Genomic DNA, 21726 nt, shown 5'->3' with positions numbered 1-21726 from the left:
TCGGTGTGGTTATGGACGGCCCAGACCATGGTACGTCCAGCCGGCAGCACGCCATGCGGCGGCGTCGAAGGAGTTACGTCCATCGATGACGATCTTGTTCTTGACCAGGGCACCGACCCACGCCGGGTCGAGGTGCCGGAATTCAGGCCACTCGGTCACGAGCACGACAGCGTCGGCGCCGCGCAAGGTCTCCTCGAGGTCGGTCGAATAGGTGAGCTGCGGGTGCCGGGCCCGCGAGTTCTCGATCCCCTGAGGGTCAGTCGCAACGACGTTGGCGCCAAGACCGTGCAGTTGCACAGCAACGTCGAGTGCTGGCGAGTCACGCACATCGTCGGAGTGCGGCTTGAAGCTGAGGCCGAGCACGGCCACCTTGGCGTTGTAGGCGCTACCGCCGAGTGCCGAGACGGTGAGGTCGATCGCACGCTGGCGTCGACGCAGGTTGATCGCATCGACCTCTTTGAGGAACCCGACAGACTCGCCACGCCCGAGCTCTTCGGCTCGGGCAGTGAAGGCACGGATATCCTTTGGGAGGCAGCCGCCGCCGAAACCGACTCCAGCGCCTAAGAAGCGACGCCCGATGCGGTTGTCGTAGCCGATCGCGTCGGCAAGCTGGGTCACGTCAGCACCGGTGACCTCGGCGATTTCGGCCATGGCGTTGATGAAGCTGATCTTCGTCGCGAGAAACGCGTTGGCAGCGACCTTGACGAGTTCTGCAGTGGCGAAGTCGGTGACCACGAGCGGCGTCTCGGCGGCAAGTGCGGCGGCGTAGATCTCGTTGAGCAGCGCGGTAGCGTGCTCGCCGGGCTCACCGGCGGCAACACCGTAAACGAGGCGGTCCGGACTGATGGTGTCTTTCACGGCGAAGCCCTCACGCAGGAACTCGGGGTTCCAGGCGAGTGTCGCACCGGTTCCCGATGCTTCCACGATGCCCGCGAGACGAGTGGCGGTCCCGACGGGGACAGTGCTCTTGCCCACAACCAGGTCCCCCGCGCTGAGGTGCGGCAGGAGCGCCTGTACTGCGGCGTCCACGTAGGTGAGGTCCGCGGCGTAGCTGCCGGGCCTCTGAGGGGTGCCAACCGCGACGAAGTGCACGCGGGAGCCAGCAACTTCGGCAATGTCCGTGCTGAAGCGGAGCCGACCCGTGGCCATGGCCGAGGTCAGGATCTCGGGAAGGCCGGGTTCGAAGAACGGCGGAAGTCCGACGGCAAGCTGCGCGATCTTCTTCGCGTCGACGTCGATACCGACGACCTCGTGCCCGAGTTCGACCATCGCGGCCGCGTGCACGGCCCCGAGATACCCACAACCAATGACAGAAATCTTCATACGTCTAACTCCATACAAAAAGCCTAACGGCGGCGGAACCGAGAATCGAACTCACCTCGGTGTAACGGACGGCAGCGCACCTGCCTCCTGCGTCAAGAAAGGCCCCGGACGATGTCCGGGGCCTTCCTGGGGGTTTCACTTCGTGGCGATCAACTTCACACAGTGTCGGAAGAAGTTGCCTGTTGAGTAAACGCTACGCGGCTACGCGGCGACGGCGAACGAAGCTCAGCACAACCACGAGGGCGATACCGAGGAGGAGCGCGCCAGCGGCCGCCCAGATCAGAAGGACCGGGGTGTTATAGCCGGTGCTGGCGAGGGTCTGACCGGTGGCGCCGTTGTCAGCGGCCACGACGGTGAGTGTCGCGGTACCGACGGTGCCGGATGTGAGGCCGGTGGCCGTGGTTGTGTAGGAACCGGTCGCATCCGTCGGAAGCGTGACGGATACGCTGGCTGCGCCGGTGGTGGTGGCCGACTTGACGAGAGTCGCGGTTCCGGACTTCACGATGGAGAGAGTGGCGAGGCCCGAACCGGTGACAGCGAAGGAGACGCTCTCGCCGGGCGTGAAGGACGCGCCGTCGAACGAGACCGTCACTGCCTGGCCGGGAACCGGGGTGCTGTCGGAGACGGCAACGTTTGCTGCCGGGACGTAGCCGGCAGCGTTAGCTGCGGCCGGTACTGCGAAAACGGCGAGGACTGCGAGTCCAATCACCGCCAGGATCTTTTTTGCCATGGTGTTATCCCTGCTGTGGATCAAATGATTTTTCGCCGACACTGGCTGACCTCGAGTGAGGCTACCCCCTACTTTAGGGGACATTCACAGCCCGCTTCCAGTTCGCGTGTTTCTATCGGGTGAACATTTCGTTGCATTGCATACACCCGAGTAGGCCAAAAGCGAGCGCACGCCTCGCGGGCGTGCGCTCGCTTTTCGCTCAACACCCCTACTGTCGAATGCTAGTGACGTGGTCCCGGTACCACTGAACCGTTGACACAAGCCCGTCTTCCAGCCCGATCTGAGCTGTCCAGCCTGCGTCTGCGAGCTTGGAGACGTCGAGGAGTTTCTGGGGCGTGCCGTCCGGCTTCTCAGTGTCCCAAAGAGTCTCTCCTGTGAATCCCACGACCCGCGCGATTGTCTCCGCAATTTCACGAATAGTCACGTCGGACCCGGTGCCTACGTTTACCTGCTCGGGACCGTCGTAGTGTTCCATCAAGTGCAAACACGCTGCGGCCATGTCGTCGACGTGTAGGAACTCGCGGCGTGGAGTGCCTGTCCCCCAGTTGGTAACCGTCGCGATGCCAGACTGCGCCGCCTCGTCATATCGACGGATGAGGGCCGGAAGAACGTGTGACCCTTTCGGTGAGAAATTGTCTCCAGGACCATAGAGGTTCGTCGGCATCGCTGAGATCCACGGCAAGCCGTACTGGCGCCGAACGGCCTGAATCTGCAGGATTCCTGCGATCTTCGCGATCGCGTAGGCGTCGTTCGTCGGTTCGAGGTGTCCGGTGAGGAGGGTGTCCTCTCGTATTGGTTGCGGGGCGAGACGCGGATAGATGCAGGACGATCCCAGAAACAGGAGGCGTTCGACGCCATACTTTAGGGCTGCGTCGAGCACGTTCACCTGTATCCGCAAGTTGTCGCTCAAGAAGTCGACCGGGAACGTGCTGTTCGCCAGGATCCCGCCCACCTTCGCGGCCGCCAATACTACGTAACGCGGCTTCGCTTCCTCAAAGAACGCGAAAACGGCATCTCGGTCCTTGAGATCCAGGTCAGAAGAGTTCCGACCGACCAGATCGGTGAATCCCTCCGCCTCGAGTCGGCGCCAGATCGCGGATCCGACCAAGCCGCGATGACCTGCGACGTAAAACCGGCTTGAGCGATCCAGGACTCCTGGCACGAATTCGACGTGGTCGCGGTCGTCAGCCATGACTACTTCGTACCCCAGCTCGCGAGCTTGACCTCGTCGATCCAGTGGCCACCCGCATGCTCGAGCGCGACGATGTCGGCGTCCACCATGATGCGGGCGAGTTCAGCGGTGTCGACCGTGGCCTTCCAGCCAAGCTTGGCCTCAGCTTTGGAGGCGTCGCCAACGAGTGCGTCCACCTCCGTGGGGCGCAAGTATCGCTCGTCGAAGCGCACGTGATCTTCCCATTTGAGGCCGGCGTGGCTGAACGAGGTTGCCACGAAGTCCCGCACCGTGAAGTTTCCGCCGGTGGCAAGGACAAAGTCATCGGGCTCGTCAACCTGCAGCATGCGCCACATGCCCTCTACATATTCTGCGGCGTAGCCCCAGTCACGGATCGAATCGAGGTTGCCGAGGTAGACATGATCCTGTTTACCCGCCTTGATGGCTGCGACGGCGCGTGTGATCTTTCGAGTAACAAAAGTCTCGCCACGGCGCGGAGATTCGTGGTTAAAGAGAATTCCATTCACGGCAAACATGTCATATGCCTCGCGGTAATTCTTAGTGATCCAGTAGCTGTAAACCTTGGCTGCGCCGTACGGCGAGCGGGGGTAGAACGGGGTCTCCTCATTCTGAGGTGGCGGAGTAGCCCCAAACATCTCCGAGCTCGACGCCTGGTAGAACCGTGTCTCAATACCAGACATGCGTACGGCCTCGAGCAGGCGGATGGTGCCCATACCCGTCGTGTCACCGGTGTGCTCGGGCTCGTCGAAGGACACACGAACATGCGATTGCGCAGCAAGGTTGTAGACCTCGTGCGGCTGAATCTCGGCGAGCAGAGTTACAAGGCGGCTGCCGTCACTGAGATCGCCATAGTGAAGGAACAACTTGGCCTCGGGGTCGTGCGGGTCAACATACAGGTGATCAATTCGGGCCGTATTGAACGTCGAAGCACGTCGAATTAGCCCGTGCACCTCGTAACCCTTCGAGAGCAAGAGCTCGGCAAGGTACGAACCATCCTGACCAGTAATTCCAGTGATGAGAGCGCGCTTTGTCATGAATTTCCTCCATCTTTGCCTAACGAACGCGAGTGACCATCGACATGGTCCTGCATTGACGTCAAGCCCCTTAGCCATTGAGCAAATCGGTCAATGGCCACTTCTTGCCCTAGGACGTCTGCGCGGTAGCGCATTCCATTCGCGCCGAACAAAGCAGCGCGCGCTGGGTCGTCCCGGAGCCCAATTGCCTCATCGATTATTGCCTGCGGGACTTCGGCGTCTACAACGACTCCTCCCCCCGCTGACTCGATTTCGGCCGCAGTCACCCCTCGTCGATCGGTTGCCGCGATCACGGGCCGACCTGCATTGTAATAAGACGTCAGTTTGCTGGGCACGGCCATCTCGGAAACACCGAGCTTCTCGTTGACCAACAAGATATCTGCAGATGCGAGTGCCCTTTGGAAACCAAAGTCGTCGAGAGAATCAATGAACTGCAGTCGAGAGATGCCTCTTCCTTGGGCGATGAGCGCGTCTCGTTGACTTCCGTTTCCCAATAAAACGAAGCGGACCGGGAGGTCCTGTGCTTCCGCAAGTCGTGCGGCTTCGACCACATTCCCGAGAGCCTGCTTAACCCCCATGTTCCCAGCGTGTAGGACAACGGTCTCATCGGGATTCCAGCCGTGAGTCGCACGGACGGCGGTGAAATCGAAGGGTGGCGTCGGTTTGAGGTGGGTCCAGTTTCGAATTACCTCAATTTGCGCAGATCCGATGCCGAACTTTTCACCCAGGTGGGCGGCGAACCGGGGATGAATTACGACCACGCCCGATGCTGCCGCGATCGTGACCCTCTCTACCCAAGTCACTACCCTGGTGATGAAATCTGAACCGGTCCCAGTTTCGGCCATTCCCAAGCTATAGAGGTCCTGTATCCAAATGTTAACAATGCGCTTTCGGTGGCTCATCCGCGCTCTGAGCATCGCGAGGGCGGTCGAAAAAAGCGCTGGCGACACCATCACAATCACGTCTGGGCGACCCCATTTCGCAAACATGACGCGTATTCCAAAGGAAATCTCAGAAGCCAAACGCTTTAGGCCTTCGGGCCTGGATGGAACGTAGTGCGGCAACCGTGTGACGCGAACGCCATCTAGAAATTCGGACGTCTTTCCACCGCCATAGCCGGCATGCACTTTCCACTCCGGGTAGTGAGGATGTGCCGTTATGACATCGACGGCGAAGCCGCGTTCCACAAGCCCCTGAACAAGCCCACTCGTGTATGGCGCTATCCCGGTGACCTCCGGTGAGAAGTTCAGGCCGATGACGAGCACCTTCAGCTGAGTCTGCTTGGTCAATGACGATCTGCTTTCTGGTTCTTGATACTTGCTCAAAGTCAGTTCAACTACTCAAACTGGAGGTGTGCCCGGTCCCGAAACAGGCGCTCCTGAACTCACTAACACCCTAGCGTCGTCCAGTTTCGGGCCTCCCCCCTTCGGGTTACAGCATGATTTCATTCTCATGACGTAAGGGCATCATCCGAACGACCTTCCGTACCCGTGTCAGCCGAGCGCGATTCCCACCCCCGTTGCAGGCGAACGTGGGCCCTAGGCTTACGGTGTTGACCGAAACTCCTAGGGCGTGTCCCACGGGAGGACCATCCGCGACACGGCGAGGACAAGATGACGAATAGGCCGTCTGATGAACTGGACCCAAGTGAGATTCCGGTCATCAGCCTTGCTGCAGCCCCTGGCTCGAGAGAAGCATGGGACCGCCCTAAGTTTGTGATCTATCTTTGGGCTGTCGCGGAGCTGTTGTTCGTTACGAATCCATGGCAAGTCAGTTCCGGGCTTCGCGTTCGGGTCCTGAGGGCATTCGGTGCAGACATTGGCCCAGGTGTTATATTCCGGCCCAGAACCCGAGTGAAGTTCCCGTGGAAGCTGCACGTAGGAGCGAACTCTTGGATCGGCGAAGGGGTTTGGTTCCACAATCAAGACGACGTATTTATCGGACATGATGTTTCAATTTCGCAAGAGACATTCCTAACGACAGGCAGCCACGCCCATCGTCGCGACATGGCGCTGATTACCAAGGCGATTCGGATAGGCGACGGGGCTTGGGTGACTTCCCGATGCATTGTCCTCGGCGGCGCTGATATCGGTCGTTCGGCACTCGTGACACCCGGAACAACTGTGAACGGTGCGATTCCTGCAAATCGGGTCTGGGGCCCCCGTAGCCCAGAGGATCTCGGGCCGCGATTCCGCGCATAAAGTGTTGGCTCGATGGCGCTCCGGAAAACGAGTCGCCTGTCCAACTGGATGTTGGCAGCACTTCACACCGGCTCCAGATCTGCCTCGCGCCACCGCGGCAAGACACAAGAGATTGTGGTGATGTGCTCAACTACCCCTTATCGCTCACGTCGGAACTATCGACACGGAGAGCGGTACTGTGCACGTGCCTCTGAGCATCAGAATCGAATCGTTTCCGGATGACTCGAGCGGGATTCCCGACGGCAATTCCGTAAGGCTCAATGTCATGTGTCACCACAGCACCAGCGCCAAGCACGGCCCCCTCGCCGATAGTGACCCCTCCGAGAATAATGACGCCACCGCCAATCCACACATCACTTCCAATCTGTACGGCATCCTGCGGGACTGCGGGTCGGTCTCCAACCCACGTCGAGAACGCCATTGGAATTCCCACCTCGTCGATCGAATGATCCACACGACCGACAATCTGCACCCCGCGCCCAATCAGGCAGTAGTCTCCGATTGCACCGTCGACTTCGATGACTGTGCGCTGGCCAATCGAAACATTGTGACCGACTCTGAGCCCGTGCACCGAACTCAAGGTGCTATCACTACCCATTCGCAAGTTCTTGCCGTACGTCACCAGCCCATGGATCATTAGTCGTCGCTGCAATGTACGAACAATTCCCTCTAGCGGTGCTGGGATACGGCTGCGGTTCTTGGGTACCTTGACTACCGATTCGACGGCCATCCATCATCTCCGAGTTCCTGTTTGGTGTTCTTGAGTGCCGACGCGATCCCCGCCGCCATGGCTTCCGCCGAATAGGTCTTCCGAATTGCGATGCTGATTCGCTGTCGCTCGCATGCATTGCCGGCAGGCGCGAGCGCATCAAGAGCGGCCGCAAGTGCAAGCGGCGAGTCAGTCTCGAAGAACTCGACGCCACCGATTCGAGCGAGCTCGAGTTCGGGAGAATGCGGTTCGTCCCTTGAGATCAGCATAGGAACGCCAAACCCGAGGCTTTGTGTGAGGCTTAGCCCAACGTAACCCGGCGATACGGAGCACAGAGCGTCTTCATAGAGATGGCGAAGGTCATTCACATCGGCGACCTGGCCGAGAAAGGTTACCGAAGCATTGCCGCCAAGCTCCGACACAAGGTCGGCGAGGACCTTTCGTTCGGCGCCCTCTCCGACGATGACAAGCCGCACGCCGCGGGTTGCAAGATCGCTCCTCAAGAATCCTCGGATGAGCAGGTCTACTTTCTTATCGGAAACGAGGCGCCCCACGTATAGGACGCTGGTGTACGGGCCTTCATTGGCCGGTACAGTCAAGGCATCCCTTGCGTACAAAGAGTTCGGCGCCACCCAGACGGGCGACCCTGGGAGTTCTGCGAGCGCAAAGGGAACGCTATCGTACCCGTAGAGCACCGTCCCGTTCGAAAGACGCCGCATCGAGCGGCGTAGCACCGCCGTCCGACTGCCTCTTCCGGAGCGAGGGTGCAAATGGCCCCATAGGAGCGTTCGCCTACCCAGAATGCGTCTGAAACCCAGCAATGTCCACGCCGTGAGGCTGCGCGGATTGAGGTCGAGGATCGTGGTGTTGGCGCTGATCGCTGTGCGCCACCCCCCTAGCTGGACAAGTACGCGTCCAGCAAGGACGTAGTTTCTAACTTGCACATATAAGGACCTACTGATTCCGGTTCGAATTGTGGGATCGACGTGCCGATCACCAGCCAACAGGATCACGTCCAAAGACAAATCAGCTTTGAGCTCCTGGATGCAATACTCCCGATAGAAGGGAAGGACGGCGAGATATAACGCATCGAATTTACTGGCCGGCGATTTTCTGTACATTTGAGGACCTCTCAACGTGAACTGGAAAGATATGCGAGGCAATCGACGATTAGCACCTTCAACGTCGAAGCTTTTGTGCGGTGAGGTATGTATCCCAAAGGCCAAAGCGGTCCACAACCGCCTCGAAAGCCACGTCATTCTCGTTCTTGAGGACGTTGCGACGCCAAAGTGCGCTGCCTTGGCTTGCACCATTTGATGGATATTCGCGACCGGTGTCTATCTTTACCGCTTCGATGCCCGCCAAAGATGCCATGACCTTGAACCAGATATCGTCCGCGGACGGACAAATGAGAGAAGCCGTCGCCCAGTCAAGAACCCGCGGATCCAGCGAATGTGGCGGGTAAAGAATGCCACCCCGACCGGTCAGAAAAACGAGTTGGCCGGGTACACCGGCCTCTGCTACCGGCCATTCCGTGTATGGGCGGGCACGATTGCCCTCCATTTTTATCAGAGTTCCTCTGGTTCCGACTACTGTTCCAGGAAAGGTCAGACTGGCCGCGTCGAGCTGTTGAGCCCAGGATCGCCAGTAAAGAACGTCGTCGTCCGCAGTTAAAATAGTCGCCTCCGGGTAGATTTCGATGATCGGAAGAAGCTTCTTGAACGACCGCATATTTTCGGGCGTGAAATGGACATTCACTCTGCCTTTTGTAGCGGCAAGTAGTCGCCGTAGATTGGGAGGGAGGTCCGACTCACCGCCCGGGAACTCAAGGGTCGAGAGGACAAGGTAGATCGCATCAACGGCTATCGATTGTTTAAGCAAGCTTCGAATCGTCAAATGCACAGCGCCAATGCGAGGCGGATAAGTGGTCAGCGCAATGACTCGAGTTGCATCGTCGACGCTTCGTGGATCGCGGGTTGGCCCCATAACGCCAAGCGGTAGTCGTACCCAAAATTGGGCGCAGATGCGGTCCACTCGAGTCTGTATGGCCGATCGTATTCGCGCGACTAGACGCAGATAAGAATTTCGCTTGATCAATTCCCGTGCGCTCCCCTCGGATTCGTGTTGTCTAGACCGGTAAGCACTCGGTCCGTGCCATGTCCTCTTTGTGCGAGTGCTTCCGTCAGCACAGAAGAGGTGTTTGCAGCCGGTTCAGCCGCAGGCTCAAGTGCAAGCAGGGTGGCCGCTGCCATCCACCCAAAGACGTCGAGCAAGCCAAATGCCCACGTGCGCTCGAGTAGACCCGAATAGATTACCGGGATGAACAAGAGCGCGGTCTGGGGGGCGGTCCACTTATCCGCCTGCCGCAGCGCAATCACGATCAAGATGATGAACAGTGCTATACCTAATGCCCCGGTCGTGTATCTAATATCGAGCCATTGATTGTGGACAGAATATGCCTCATCTCTGGAGATTGTGCCCACAGCAACCTGATTTCCCCAGATGAGCGCGCCGAATCCAAAAAGTTGACTGTCCTCTAGTTGAGCAGAAGCAAGCTTCCACAAATAGGCGCGGTTTGTAAAATCAGTTGGATTCAGGGGCAGATAGGGAAGCACAATGCCAAGAGCTAATCCGACCGATGCCGTCCCAATCGTCAAAAACCGTCGCCAAATTCCGCCCATCGACGTGGAACTCATGCCCGTTACCACGACAAGAATCGTTACGATAAGGGCGACTTGCAGCGCCGTTCGACTACCAGAGATGTAGACCACGCTAAGGAGATAAACCGCCAGGATCCAACGTGTCGCGCCGCGCAACACAAGGAATATGCACGGGATTGAGGTGGCGACTATAAGACCGATTGTGTTTTCCCCGGTAGTCACTCCAAAGAAAAGATTACCGAGCGGGCCGCACTTGTCTACACGGCATGTCCTAAACGCGGCGGCATAGTTCACTAGCAGGAAAATGCCACTTGCGACGCAGACAGAGAATCCAAAAAACGCCACCCCGAGCCGAGCGCCACCGCCGCGCGGCAGCACTGAAGCACCCAGAAACAGTGCGAATAAGGCGATGATGCGAGGGTTCCCAATGGCAGACGCACCCGCGATGGCAGAAGAGAAATCCGTCATCACCACCAGAAGCCCCATGAGCAGCAGGGGAGTCGATAGGCGGTTCCTTCGGACGATACCGAACACAAAGAAGGTGAGGAATCCAATTCCGATAATGGCATAGCCAGCGAGCTGCATTATTTGCGCCGCTCGAGGATTAGCAAGTATCGTCGTCTGCCCGAAGACGTTAACTATGGATACGTTTCCGCCATCAAACTGTGTGAACACCGATGATGCCAACAGGAGCCAAGCTATGAGGACCACATAGGTGGTCGTGATATTCCACTTGGAAACCACGTCACCACGACGTACGCCGCGAAGCCAGACCCACGCCGCAACTAGAGAGGATCCAGTGACGAGCGTAATAACAAATGGTTCAGTCACTTACTCAAACCCCTGGAGCCCGGTCTAAAAGGATTCGTCCAGGATTTCCAACGACGGAAACGTCTGCAGGTACGTCCGTTACTACGACCGCATTTGCGCCAATTCGCGCTCGAGCTCCAATGGTAACAGCCCCGATAACGCAAGCTCCGGATCCAATCGATACGCCATCTCCGACAGTAGGCGAAGCACCACCGTCACCCTTATTGCCGATGGTGACGCCTTGGCGAATAACGACGTCAGAACCAAGTCGGCTATCCACATTAATTACAAGGCCGAAACCGTGCACGATTTGCAGCGCAGAGCCGACGTGAGTCTTAACCGGCAACTCCATCCCGAGAACCCATTCGGAAATGAACACGTACCACGCAGTTACAAAATATGACAGCAGACTTGGACGGTCGGAAAATGGATGTCGGGCCGCCTGCGCCAACCTAAATGTGGCCAATAGGAGACGAGTGCGGGGCCTGTGGGCGTTCGCAGCAAAATCTTGAAAGACCCAACTAAATCGGAATCCTGGGGTCGTCGAAACCATTCGGCCGTAGTTCTTCATGTCGTTGAGCCGTCGAGATCGGCATGACTATAGACCTCGAGTACATAGTCGCGCCCGAGCATTTGTGGAACCACACCCCCCGGTCGCCGAGATAGCTTGTATAGCGCCCGATCAGTGACCGATTGAAGGGGCGCCAGCGACCTACGTATGGAGTTCACTCGTGCGGAGTGGAACCTGGCACGAACGCTTTCGGCTTCCACGCTCGACTGGTTCGCACCCGTGATGCTGCCGGGGTGCAGTCGGAACGACGCGACCTCGGATGAAAGGTAGAGGAGTGGCCCAGTGGTTCGAAGCTTTAGGAACAGATCAAAATCCATCGCATATCGAAGACTGGTATCCAGTCCGCCAACGGCTTCGACTGCTTCACGGCGAAATAGACTACCCGGCTGGGGGACCAAGTCTTTACCCCAGGGCAGATAAGCGCTCGCAAAGCGACCGGGCCGAGCAACGAAGAGAGTCTCATTCGCGGCGTCAATGTATCGCACGCACCCGTACGTGCCGGAAGCCGCCGCGTTTCTGACTAGCGCGTCCTGCGAAATGCGGAGAGATCCCGGTGCAAGTAGGTCATCGTCGCCAAGCCAAGCCAGGAAAGTCGAGTCTAATAGCTCCGCCCATCCTTCATTGACGGCCGCCGATATCCCCGGCGTGTCTGACGCAACCACAACCGCGGGAGTCCCAGCCGCAATCAGTCTCACCTCGTCCGGACGAGGTGTCACGATGACAACCTTAAGATCAACGCCACGCTGTTCGAACATTGATTTCAAGGTACCGCGAAGCCATGCTGGGCGCGTACCTAACGTCGGAATCACCATTCCGATTTGTGCCATTTCAATCTCCTATCAATACTTCGAATTGGCGAACCATGATCTCGACGGTCGTACTCTCCCGGATGCTGAGATCTTCTAGATAATTGGGCAACAGTCTCAAGTTCCGGATTTGCAGTGGTCTCACGTAGCGAACGGCTATTTGCGCGCACACGAAAGACATTAGGAAATACCTGAAACGACAGAACTCCAACACCGGCAGCCAAGAAGGGCGTTATTGCTCCGAGGGCAGGCACGAATAGCCAAGTGGCACCAATCACGGATGCAGCCATCGGGATGCCCCAAAGCGCCTGAAATCGAAGGTCCCGTGGAGAAGTAAGTGAGACGCCGAGAACTAGCTGGACCGATTGAACAATGATCAGGAGACCACATCCCAGGAATATCATTGCGCTTGCTTCCACCGCCGAATGCGAAATCACGCCGGCCAGCCACGGCCCGAACAACATAAGTCCGATAAGGCAAATCAAACCGGCACCTGCAAAGTAGAGAACCATTCGCAAAAGTAGCGCCGAATTACTCTCATTCCGCGACCTATTGCGCGCAAATATGGGCCAGAGCGACGTTCCAGCCGCAATGAAGAAGGACCACAGTGGCGCATAGAACTGCATTGCAATTGAGTATGTGGCAACTTGGTCAAGCGTTCCACGAGAGGCGAGAACGATCCGCCCCCATTGAAAGGCAAAAGCCGAAACAACACTAATCATGAGATACCACATCCCCTGAGATAGGAGCCCGGGGAGATGAAACTTGCGGTATTGGAAGATAGTCAACCATCGGAATCGAATCCGCTTGGTCGCGATCCACAAGGATACAAAGGAGCTAATCAGGCCACCAACGACCGGGGGGAAAACTAATAGCTCTGGAGAAAGGCCCATTCCAACGATCACTGCGGTGCCCAGGAGACTCAGTATCGGCCCTAGCGAATTAACTACGATCGCGATCGGATTCATCATGAGCGCCAAAAGCACCCGTTGTCCAATCCCCATCGGAATCGTAGCTGCGAAGATCACGATCACAAGAGCAGTCACAGTATCAAGGCGGCCCAACCCAGAGTTTTCGAGACTCAGGACCTCGGACCATGAGAAGAAGGTCATTCCGAGCAAGCCCAGGCTCGAGACAATGATCATTGACACCAGCATCACGCGGATCGCGCTGGCCACCGCCTTTGTGCGAATCGGATCATCTACCTCCGACATGGAGATCGCGTTAATGACACCGGCCCCTATCCCGAGATCGGCGTAGGGCACCAACTGGGAAAGGGTTATTACTACCGCAATCGCGGCATAGCCAGCCGCTCCAGCATGACCAATGACTAGAGAAGTTGTCAGGAATGTTGCGAGCGCGGTGACGGGAAATGTACCAACGCGGACAAGCGCGCTAAGCCCGACACTGCCGAGACGCCGAGACCGAACGGCATTCAATTTGCGCCATCTTTCGCCCGGACCGAATGGTATCGATGCCTCGGAGTTTCAGCTCGACCTACTCCAACAAGACTTCCTTCGTCGTGGAAGCCAACCCACACTCCATCGTCCCACGAAAAGTCCGGTCTTTCGTTTCGGTATCCGCGCCCGTGAACAGCATGCTTCGCGAACTCGAGGGATTCCGCCTTGGGATTACGGCGCAGCCCCGTGCCCTCTTGCGATAGGTCTCTAGGGGCCCGAGAAATCCGCTCTACAAATCCCTGCCCCGACTGCGACTGCGACTGCGACTGCGACTGCGGTATGGCTATTCGAGCCGGGATTGCGCTCTGCGACCGTACTCCTCTTCTGAAGAAAGAGCGCCACAGTCGCGGTGTACCAAGTGAAAGATGAGTCTGAGCAGCTGGCGGGTTCCAGGGAACTGTAGCGGCGCTTCGAGCGAAGCCACCGCAAAACTGCGGTCGTCCTGAAGTCTTTAAGACAACCCAGCAACGATCGCCCCGCAGATCAGCGATCGAGTGGTATCCGATGCGCACCATTCCGGTTGCTGCATTGCACATTAGTAAGCACCATCGCTTGCTAACACAGCACGGGCCGTCTGCCACAAGATCACGATGTCTCCAGTGATCGACCAGTTCTCGACGTAGTAGAGATCCAAGCGGACCGTGTCCTCCCACGACAAGTTGGACCTACCGCTTACCTGCCAGAGGCCCGTAATACCGGGCTTCACGAGGAATCGACGATGAACGTGATTCTCATATTCAGCAACTTCCCGTTCTAGGGGGGGTCTTGGCCCGACCAAGGACATCGAACCACCAAATACGTTGAACAACTGCGGAAGTTCATCGAGGCTATAACGTCGAAGGTACTTTCCGATGGGAGTAACTCGAGGGTCCTCCTTCATCTTGAAGAGTACGGAGTTGCCTTCAGTGCGCGCTTCATCCCGGAGCCCGACTAGCAGTGCTTCTGCATCTGTAACCATAGATCGGAACTTCAGCATGCTGAAGTGTCGACCGTTAATACCCACTCGCTCCTGCCGAAATAGCACATCCCCAGGTGTGCTGAGCCGAATTACGGCTCCGATGATTAGGAGGAACGGCGAAAGTACGACTATAAGCAAACCCGAGCACAATAGATCGAAGGCACGCTTAGCAAAGAAATTCCGGCCTTCGAACCTTGGCGTCTCGACATGGATGAGCGGCAATCCGGCAACCGGTCGGGTGTGGATACGTGGACCACCGATGTCCGTCAAGCTCGGTGCGACGACTAGGTGTTGTCTGCCTGGTTCCAGGCTCCAGCTCAATTCTCGAACTCGTTCTGGTGACAGCTCGTCACTACTGGTAATCACAACCGTGTCGGCGCCCACTGCGGTCATCGCCGCCTGCAATTTGTCGAGATTTCCGAACACAGGTATTGCACTGTCCGGTAGATACCCCGCTACGAGCCCGCTGGGAATACAGGCCCCGACGACGAGATAACCGGCTTTGGGCTGGCGCGCCAATTGACGAGCCAAATGCGTTGCGGACACTTCCGACCCGACTAGGAGCACTCGGGAGGAATAGCGCCCATCGAGACGGTGCACTCCAAGCCATTGTCTCCACATCCAACGCGAAAGAGCGAGAACTGCCAGTCCGAGAGGAAACGCGATGAGAATATAGCCTCGCGCTAAATCGATCTGGAAGAGATAGGCGATTAACGCCACCAGACCGAAAAGACGGACAGTGCTTCCCGCCACTAAGCGGTACTCCTGCCAGCCAGTGCCCAGCACTCGGTAGCCTCGCGAGCCATAGATACCCAAGGAAATCATCCATGTCACAATGAGCACAATGGAGATTACTGAATAGCTGATCGCTGTGTCCGCGAGGCTACCTCGAAATTGCACATCCGAGGCTGCGATGCCGAACCAAGCGATTTGGACCCCGAAAACTACCCAAATCAGGACAAGAAGATCAGAAGCGACAAGGCGAGCGGCATATGAAACCCGCCAATTTCGCCCGCCGGTCTGTTCGATCTCAATAGGTACCCCGGCTATGCCAGTGCGCTTTTTCATATTGCTCCTCATGGCGCTACACTTTCCGCCATGTCTCGATTTGATTGACGCCAACGCCAGGCCACGACGACGTAGGCAAGAAGGTACCCCATTGTGGTTACGGTGGCATTAACCAACGAAATTCAGTCGATCTATACCTTCTTGATGCGCGCGCGGCTCCGGACCTTTTCGTCCGTGACGTCCTGGGTATACCCATAGCCATATCCATAGCCGTAGTGACCGTATCCGTAAGCATCAGGGCCTTTGGTCGGCAGCATGGTCAGCACGAGTCCCGAAACCGGTGCACCGACACTCCCCAATGCTGCGATTGCGCCCCTAAGTTGATTCTTGTGGGTGCGGCCGGCCGCGACCACGATGATGGCCCCACCCACATTCTTCGCGAGGATTGCCGCGTCCGTAACAGGCAGCAATGGCGACGAGTCAAAGATCACTACGTCAAAGGTGAGATTGAATTGCGCAATGAGATCGGCCATTCGGGCTGAACCTAACAGCTCACTGGGGTTAGGCGGTATCTTGCCTGCCGGGAGTACGAAGAGACGACCCTCGCCCCACGGCTGAATAACGTCGGACAATTCCGCTCGACCGATTAGGACGTCGGTGAGTCCAACACGCCCCTCGACACCCATGTAGTCTGCGATCTTTGGGCGCCGCAGATCGGCGTCAATGAGAAGAACACGGCCGCCAGCATCAGCCAGTGCGATCGCGAGGTTTGCACCCGTGGTGCTCTTTCCTTCGCTTTCTATAGACGATGTTATGACGAAGCTGCGTTCTGTCCGACCCACGTCAAGGAACTGGAGATTCGTTCGAAGAGAACGGAACGACTCAGCCCGGGGACTTCGCGGGTCCACATGCACGATGAGCGGGCGTTCCTTGGCTTTCGGGTCGAAGACGATTCCGCCCAAGATCGGCACATCAGTAACCTGCTCGACGTCGCGCTCATTTCGAATGCGAGTCTCCATCGCTTCGCGTAGGACTGCTAAGCCGATTCCTAGAGCAAGTCCTATCAGAGCACCAAGCGCAATATTTAGCGGGACGTTAGGGCTCACTGGTTTGCTGGGCACAGTTGCTTCTTGTGCCCGGGTGAGTTTGACGGGCGATACGGCGTCAATGGCTTCGGGAGTCTCGATGGACTGGACAACGGCAGTAAGGCTCTGAGAAGCGGCATTGGCAATATCGGCGGCCCGCACGGGATCCGGGTCCAGGACGGCGATTTCAATAATCGACGTGTCAAGAGGCGCTGAAGCCGTGACCTGCTTTGCCAAATCAACGGAAGTCATGTTAAGCCCGAGGCTTCCAATCACCGGAAGGAGAACGATCGGTGTAGCCACTAGATCGGCATACGTCTTCACTCTGGCCACAGTAAAGGTATTGCCCTGCGCCAGCTCCTGGCTTGTGCCTCCGCCCTGCGTTGAGACGAAGACCTTTGACGACGCATTGTATAGAGGCGTTGTCGTCAAAGAGTAGGTGGCACCCGCTCCCAGACCAACGAGCAACAGAAGTACGATGAGGACCCAGCTCTTACGTAAGACCCGAATATAGTCGCGAAGTTCCACTCAGCGGCCTTCCTATGACGTTCACTTTCGAGGCCGACTTCTGACGCCCCCCATTATGGTGCCACAGTTGCGACCTACGGTGCGTCAAAGAATGCCTGTCGGACGCAGCGTTAACACCCCCGACATATGACGGTCAAGAGATAGTCATCGCTGTGGCCAGAGCAAGGAATCGCAGCGTGACGACGCATTCGTTGCGACAACTCGCGAAGTACCAGGAGTGATCTGAGCAGAGACATCACTCGTTAGAGGTCCAGCCCCTAGCCATCCAAATGTGAGAACCGCACTCTCTCCTGGAGCCAATTCGATGCTAGATGCGCTAACCGGATAGGTCGCATCAGTCGCCGGGTGGTAGCCGATGACGACGTTGTCTCGCATGACGCCCAGGTTCTGCATATCTGGTGCCCCGTAAACCGATACGATCGTCTTCACGTTTCCGGGGGTGACACCAAAATGACCTCCCCCCGTCACATATTCGGGCAATGACTTCGCCGCATCGGCGGGTGCCGTGTTCTTCAGATTCACAGTCACGGCATAATACGGCCGCGCGTCCTGTCGACAGACAGCATTGCCGACAGCTACCTGCACGTCGAGATGTGTGTCCATTTTTGCGCCAGTGGCATCGTTGAGGTAGACGCCGAACCGCGTCGTGTCGGCGTCGGTCACCGGTAGACGACCGGCCAAGGAAGTGTCCTGGAGAACAGCCTGGTCGTCATCGTGTGCGCTCCAAACCAGAACGCGTCGTTCGGCACCCGCTTGGCCGAACGCCTCGAGGAGCGACTTCGGGTTAGCGCCGCCGCCGGCCAACGCCGAGAATACCGACGAGGCGGCCCCCGCGAAGAATGCGTTCTGGTCGGCTGGCTTCGTGTACCGCGCGTAGGCATCGCTTAGCAGGAGATGTACGGCATTGTCCGAGGTAAGGACGTCGCCCGTCGCCAAAGTGATGGGGCCGGTGGCTTTAAGGAGATAGCTGAGGGCCACCGGGTCGATGGAGATGACGCCGTCTGCCTCGACACCAAACTGGCGTTTCCACATCTCGCGCGCGAGTGACGCCGATAGCGGAAAATTCGGCGTGAGAGTGACGTCCTGAATATATTCGCCGACTATGTCGCCGTAAAGCCCTCGCGTATCTGTTGGAAGAGGCAAGACCGGTTGCGCGTAATGCGGGAAGTCAGTGCCAGCGGCTTGCTGTTCGAGGGTGATCGCGCCGTTTTCCGTGTGGATAAGGGCGAGCGCACCGGGAATGCCGCCCGAGGCCCGCAGTTCCGCGGGATTCTGGAACAGCACGATATAGTTGCGTGGCCCGGAGGCCCCGAGCATGCCGGGCACAACACGCACGGCCCGATCGAGCGTGTTTACGGCAGCGGCTGCCTTATCCACCGAGGAGGAGAGTTTCTCGGCTGCGCCAGTCACCACGGACAGCGTGTCCGTAGTATCGATCGCGTCGACACGTTGTTTCACGGCGGCGAGAGCTGCATCGGCCGCATCGATCTGGGGCTGGGCATCGGTCATCGGATTGAGGTTGATCGCACCGTTGACCGGTTTGAAGTCGCTCAGGCTGATGGTTCCGGCGATCTTCGCGAGGGGAAGGACGGCCTGTTGGGCAATGTCGTCGGTCGCGGCGGCGAGCTGACGAACCACCGTGAGGTTAGGGCCGAGCACCGGGATGCCTTCGAATGCCCGCCAGACCGGGTCGCTGGTGAGAGCTACGGCACTCGCGGAATGGTCGGACAGGGCACGGGCCGTTGGCTGGGCCGATTCGCCATCGCCGGCGACCACCTGGGCCTGGATCTGCGCCGCGAGCGGAAGGGCGGCCTCGAGCTCACCCTTGGCGAGGTAGGCGCGTACGCCCACCCAGGCGACGATCCCGACGAGTAGTACAAGGGGGATACCTACCGAGAGCCAAATTCGTCGTCCCCGTCGACGCCGACCCTGGACCGGTGCAGATGCGTGCGCGTGGGACATTCGTCTAGTAAACCAGACAAAAACGACAGGCCCCGAGCGTGTGCTCGGGGCCTGTCGAAAAGCTGTGCGCCGGGGTCAGCGCGGGGTATTACGCGTTGGCGCGCTTGCGACGAACATAGCCGAGCACGAGGACCAGTGCGATGCCGAGGAGGACGGCGCCCGCTGCGCTCCAGATGAGGAGCATCGGGGCGTTGTATCCGGTGCTCGCGAGTCCGGCAGAGGTGCCGGCGTCCGCTGCGACGACGGTAATGGTCGAGGTGCCGATGAGGCCGGACGTCGCGCCGGTTCCGGTGAGCGTGTAGGAGCCGGTGGCGTTTGTCGGCAGGGTGACCTTGACGGCCAACGACCCGGTTGCGGTCGCGGCCTTGGCCAGCGTGGCAACGTTGGCCTTGACGGCCGACAGGGTGGCGGTTCCGGAACCGTCTACCGAGATGTTGACGGTCTCGCCGTTGGTGTAAGAACCGGCGATGAAATCGACCGCGACACTGCCGCCGGCAACCGGGGTGCCGGTAACGCTGTCATTGGTCGGGGGTACATAGCCGGCTGCGTTGGCGGCGGCGGGTGCGGCGAAGATAGCCAGAATCGTGAGCGCTGCCGCTGCGAAAGCCTTTTTTGCCATGAGTGAATCCCCCCTGCTGAAACGTGATTGGATGTGCCGGCGCGTGCGAACGTCTTGGAAGCACGTCTTCACCATAGGGTAGATTCACAGCTGAAGTCAGGGCCGGGAGGCCCCACGACCGCCGACCCGCCGAAATGACCCTCGCACTGGGGTGGCTTTTGCCGGTGATCAGTAAGCACCGGTGCGCTGGAGAACGGTTTTCGCCGTGCGCCACAGGATCGTGAAGTCTCCCGCGAGCGACCAGTTCTCCACGTAATACAGGTCGAGCCGCACACTGTCTTCCCAGGAGAGCGTAGATCGGCCATTGATCTGCCACAGTCCGGTGATTCCCGGCTTGACGAGGAACCTGCGATGAACATGGCTCTCGTACTGGTCGACTTCTGCAGCGAGGGGCGGGCGCGGCCCGACGAGAGACATGGTGCCGAGGAAGACGTTGACGAGCTGGGGCAGTTCGTCGAGGCTCCACCGGCGCAGGAATCGGCCGAGAGGCGTGATCCGGGGGTCGTTTCTCATCTTGAACAGAACGACATTGCCTTCGGCGCGGTGGAGGGTGCTGGTGTCCGCGAGCCGGGTTTCCGCGTCGACGACCATGGAGCGGAACTTGAACATGCGGAATGTGTCGCCGTGGAATCCCACCCGGGCCTGGCTGAACAGCACCGGGCCGGCGTCGCCCACCCGAATGGCGAGAGCGACCAGTGCGAACACCGGCGACAGGACTACGAGAAGGAGACCGGATACCACCAGGTCGAAGGCGCGCTTGGTGTGGATCTTGCGGCCTTCGTAGCTCGGCGTCTCGACATGCATGAGCGGCAGCCCGGCGACCGGGCGCATGTGGATGCGCGGACCACCGACATCGATGAGTCGCGGAGCGACCACGAGGTGCTGCAGCCCGGGTTCCAGGCTCCAGCTCAGCTCGCGGATGAGTTGAGCGGTCATTTCGTCGGCGCCCGTGACGACGACCGTGTCGGCACCCGTCACGTCGATGGCCGCATGGACGGTGTCGATGGATCCGAAGACCGGCACCTGGGTGCCCGGGAGCACGTCGCCTGCGGAAGCGCCGGTGACGCAGGCCCCCACGACCCAGTAGCCGGCGCCGGGCTGGCGGGACAGTTCACGGTTGATGCGCGCCGTCGAGGAGGGTGACCCGACCAGAATCACGCGGGACGAGAACTGGCCGTAGGTGCGCTGGACAACCAGCCATTGGCGCCACATCCACCGGGAGAAGATGAGCACCACGATGCCGAGCGGGAAAGCGATGAGAATGTAGCCGCGGGCCACGTCGATATGGAACAGGTACGCGACCAGGGCCAGAAGCCCGAAGAGGTGCAGGGACGAGTTGGCGATGAGCTTGTATTCGTCGGGTCCGGTTCCGAGCACCCGGAGACCGCGCGTGTCGTACGCCGCCAGGATGATCATCCAGGCGGCGATGAGCACGACCGAGACGATGCTGTAACTCACGGCGAGGTCAACGTGACTGCGACTCATGGACAGAGTGGCGGCATCCACCCCGAACCACAGCATCTGCACGCCGAACATGACCCAGATGAGCACGAGGAAGTCCGTGAACATCAGTCGACGGGCGTAGGTTCGCCGCCAATCGCGCGCGGCAGGAGGGCATGCGGTGCTCTCGACGGGGGACGCCGTGGATGCGCTCATGTCTCCTCCGAACGGGTGCGCGCCCGGAAGGATCCGGGTGCACAGACACATTCGGGGTGTCTCGCTCAGCTATCAGTCTAGGAACGAACGACGTACCCCATTGAGGGGGTGTTACTTGAAGGTCGCTCCGGAGTCGGTGGAACGCACGACCTGCTCGCCGGCCCAGAGCCAGATGGTTCCGGCCGCCTCGGAGACGGCGACCGTTCCGGCCATGGCCGTCGACGGGGTGCTCACGGCGTAGCAGCCGGCCACGGTGGGTACGAGAGCGTCGGTCACGGTGAGCAGCTGGGCGCCGGCGCACTCGGGGCGGCCCGCCGAGACGACGAGGTAGCCCGAGGTGGCGGGGCAGGCGCCGGTCGAGGCACGCCATGCGGTGGTGGCGCTGACGGCCGAGAGGATGCGGGTGGCCGGGAC

17 protein-coding genes and 1 pseudogene are annotated in these 21726 nt (G+C 59.0%); all 18 read right to left on the bottom strand.

Annotation, left to right across the window (positions count from 1 at the left end; all coding sequences use genetic code 11):
• Positions 1–9: 9 nt before the first annotated feature.
• Positions 10–1323, bottom strand: a complete 1314-nt coding sequence (locus QN357_RS06750) for a UDP-glucose/GDP-mannose dehydrogenase family protein (protein WP_322189289.1) — start codon at positions 1321–1323, stop codon at positions 10–12.
• A 193-nt stretch (positions 1324–1516) separates the two neighbouring features.
• Complete coding sequence (locus tag QN357_RS06745) at positions 1517–2053, bottom strand: sortase (protein ID WP_322136531.1); 537 nt, start codon at positions 2051–2053, stop codon at positions 1517–1519.
• A 208-nt stretch (positions 2054–2261) separates the two neighbouring features.
• Complete coding sequence (locus QN357_RS06740; protein ID WP_322136532.1) at positions 2262–3245, bottom strand: GDP-L-fucose synthase; 984 nt, start codon at positions 3243–3245, stop codon at positions 2262–2264.
• Positions 3246–3247: 2 nt separating this feature from the next.
• The gene (gene gmd, locus QN357_RS06735) at positions 3248–4279 is read right to left on the bottom strand and encodes a GDP-mannose 4,6-dehydratase (protein ID WP_322136533.1); all 1032 of its coding nucleotides are present in this window, start codon (positions 4277–4279) and stop codon (positions 3248–3250) included.
• The gene (locus QN357_RS06730) at positions 4276–5568 is read right to left on the bottom strand and encodes a glycosyltransferase (RefSeq protein WP_322140625.1); all 1293 of its coding nucleotides are present in this window, start codon (positions 5566–5568) and stop codon (positions 4276–4278) included. Before QN357_RS06730 ends, gmd begins: the two co-directional genes overlap by 4 nt.
• Positions 5569–6676: 1108 nt before the next feature.
• Positions 6677–6844: pseudogene (locus QN357_RS19545) on the bottom strand (DapH/DapD/GlmU-related protein); the annotation flags it as partial.
• 347 nt (positions 6845–7191) lie between these two features.
• Positions 7192–8310, bottom strand: coding sequence for a glycosyltransferase (locus tag QN357_RS06720; RefSeq protein ID WP_322140624.1), 1119 nt, complete (start codon positions 8308–8310; stop codon positions 7192–7194).
• A 58-nt stretch (positions 8311–8368) separates the two neighbouring features.
• Positions 8369–9223: a hypothetical protein gene (locus tag QN357_RS06715; RefSeq protein ID WP_322136537.1), complete on the bottom strand. Its 855-nt coding sequence runs from the start codon at positions 9221–9223 to the stop codon at positions 8369–8371.
• 59 nt (positions 9224–9282) lie between these two features.
• Complete coding sequence (locus QN357_RS06710; RefSeq protein ID WP_322189287.1) at positions 9283–10593, bottom strand: O-antigen ligase family protein; 1311 nt, start codon at positions 10591–10593, stop codon at positions 9283–9285.
• A gap of 91 nt (positions 10594–10684) precedes the next feature.
• Positions 10685–11011 (bottom strand): serine O-acetyltransferase, encoded by a 327-nt coding sequence (locus QN357_RS19540; RefSeq protein ID WP_416172971.1) that lies wholly within the window; start codon positions 11009–11011, stop codon positions 10685–10687.
• A gap of 215 nt (positions 11012–11226) precedes the next feature.
• Positions 11227–11985, bottom strand: a complete 759-nt coding sequence (locus tag QN357_RS19535; RefSeq protein ID WP_416172927.1) for a hypothetical protein — start codon at positions 11983–11985, stop codon at positions 11227–11229.
• Positions 11986–12035: 50 nt separating this feature from the next.
• Positions 12036–13475: a hypothetical protein gene (locus QN357_RS06705; protein WP_322140621.1), complete on the bottom strand. Its 1440-nt coding sequence runs from the start codon at positions 13473–13475 to the stop codon at positions 12036–12038.
• Between the two features lie 556 nt (positions 13476–14031).
• On the bottom strand, positions 14032–15522 hold the full coding sequence (locus QN357_RS06700; protein ID WP_322140620.1) for a sugar transferase: 1491 nt from the start codon (positions 15520–15522) through the stop codon (positions 14032–14034).
• A gap of 131 nt (positions 15523–15653) precedes the next feature.
• On the bottom strand, positions 15654–17075 hold the full coding sequence (locus QN357_RS06695; protein ID WP_322140619.1) for a polysaccharide biosynthesis tyrosine autokinase: 1422 nt from the start codon (positions 17073–17075) through the stop codon (positions 15654–15656).
• A gap of 144 nt (positions 17076–17219) precedes the next feature.
• Positions 17220–18926: a DUF4012 domain-containing protein gene (locus QN357_RS06690; RefSeq protein WP_322140618.1), complete on the bottom strand. Its 1707-nt coding sequence runs from the start codon at positions 18924–18926 to the stop codon at positions 17220–17222.
• 199 nt (positions 18927–19125) lie between these two features.
• Entirely contained in the window at positions 19126–19656 is a 531-nt protein-coding gene (locus tag QN357_RS06685) for a hypothetical protein (RefSeq protein ID WP_322140617.1), read from the bottom strand.
• A gap of 168 nt (positions 19657–19824) precedes the next feature.
• Positions 19825–21312, bottom strand: coding sequence for a sugar transferase (locus QN357_RS06680; protein ID WP_322136547.1), 1488 nt, complete (start codon positions 21310–21312; stop codon positions 19825–19827).
• A 111-nt stretch (positions 21313–21423) separates the two neighbouring features.
• A partial coding sequence (locus tag QN357_RS06675; protein ID WP_323504692.1) for a hypothetical protein occupies positions 21424–21726 on the bottom strand: 303 nt, incomplete at its 5' end.

The sequence above is a fragment of the Cryobacterium sp. RTC2.1 genome (assembly GCF_035018685.1).
GTDB lineage: Bacteria > Actinomycetota > Actinomycetes > Actinomycetales > Microbacteriaceae > Cryobacterium > Cryobacterium glucosi.
Note: the sequence above shows the minus strand (reverse complement) of the source record. Positions and strands in the feature narration are given on the sequence as shown.

Bases quoted from the DNA above. Each gene is read 5' to 3' on its own strand.
- QN357_RS06750 (WP_322189289.1), bottom strand. From the start codon at position 1,323: ATGAAGATTTCTGTCATTGGTTGTGGGTATCTCGGGGCCGTGCACGCG.
- QN357_RS06745 (WP_322136531.1), bottom strand. From the start codon at position 2,053: ATGGCAAAAAAGATCCTGGCGGTGATTGGACTCGCAGTCCTCGCCGTT.
- QN357_RS06740 (WP_322136532.1), bottom strand. From the start codon at position 3,245: ATGGCTGACGACCGCGACCACGTCGAATTCGTGCCAGGAGTCCTGGAT.
- gmd (WP_322136533.1), bottom strand. From the start codon at position 4,279: ATGACAAAGCGCGCTCTCATCACTGGAATTACTGGTCAGGATGGTTCG.
- QN357_RS06720 (WP_322140624.1), bottom strand. From the start codon at position 8,310: ATGTACAGAAAATCGCCGGCCAGTAAATTCGATGCGTTATATCTCGCC.
- QN357_RS19540 (WP_416172971.1), bottom strand. From the start codon at position 11,011: ATGGAGTTGCCGGTTAAGACTCACGTCGGCTCTGCGCTGCAAATCGTG.
- QN357_RS19535 (WP_416172927.1), bottom strand. From the start codon at position 11,985: ATGTTCGAACAGCGTGGCGTTGATCTTAAGGTTGTCATCGTGACACCT.
- QN357_RS06700 (WP_322140620.1), bottom strand. From the start codon at position 15,522: ATGAAAAAGCGCACTGGCATAGCCGGGGTACCTATTGAGATCGAACAG.
- QN357_RS06685 (WP_322140617.1), bottom strand. From the start codon at position 19,656: ATGGCAAAAAAGGCTTTCGCAGCGGCAGCGCTCACGATTCTGGCTATC.
- QN357_RS06680 (WP_322136547.1), bottom strand. From the start codon at position 21,312: ATGAGCGCATCCACGGCGTCCCCCGTCGAGAGCACCGCATGCCCTCCT.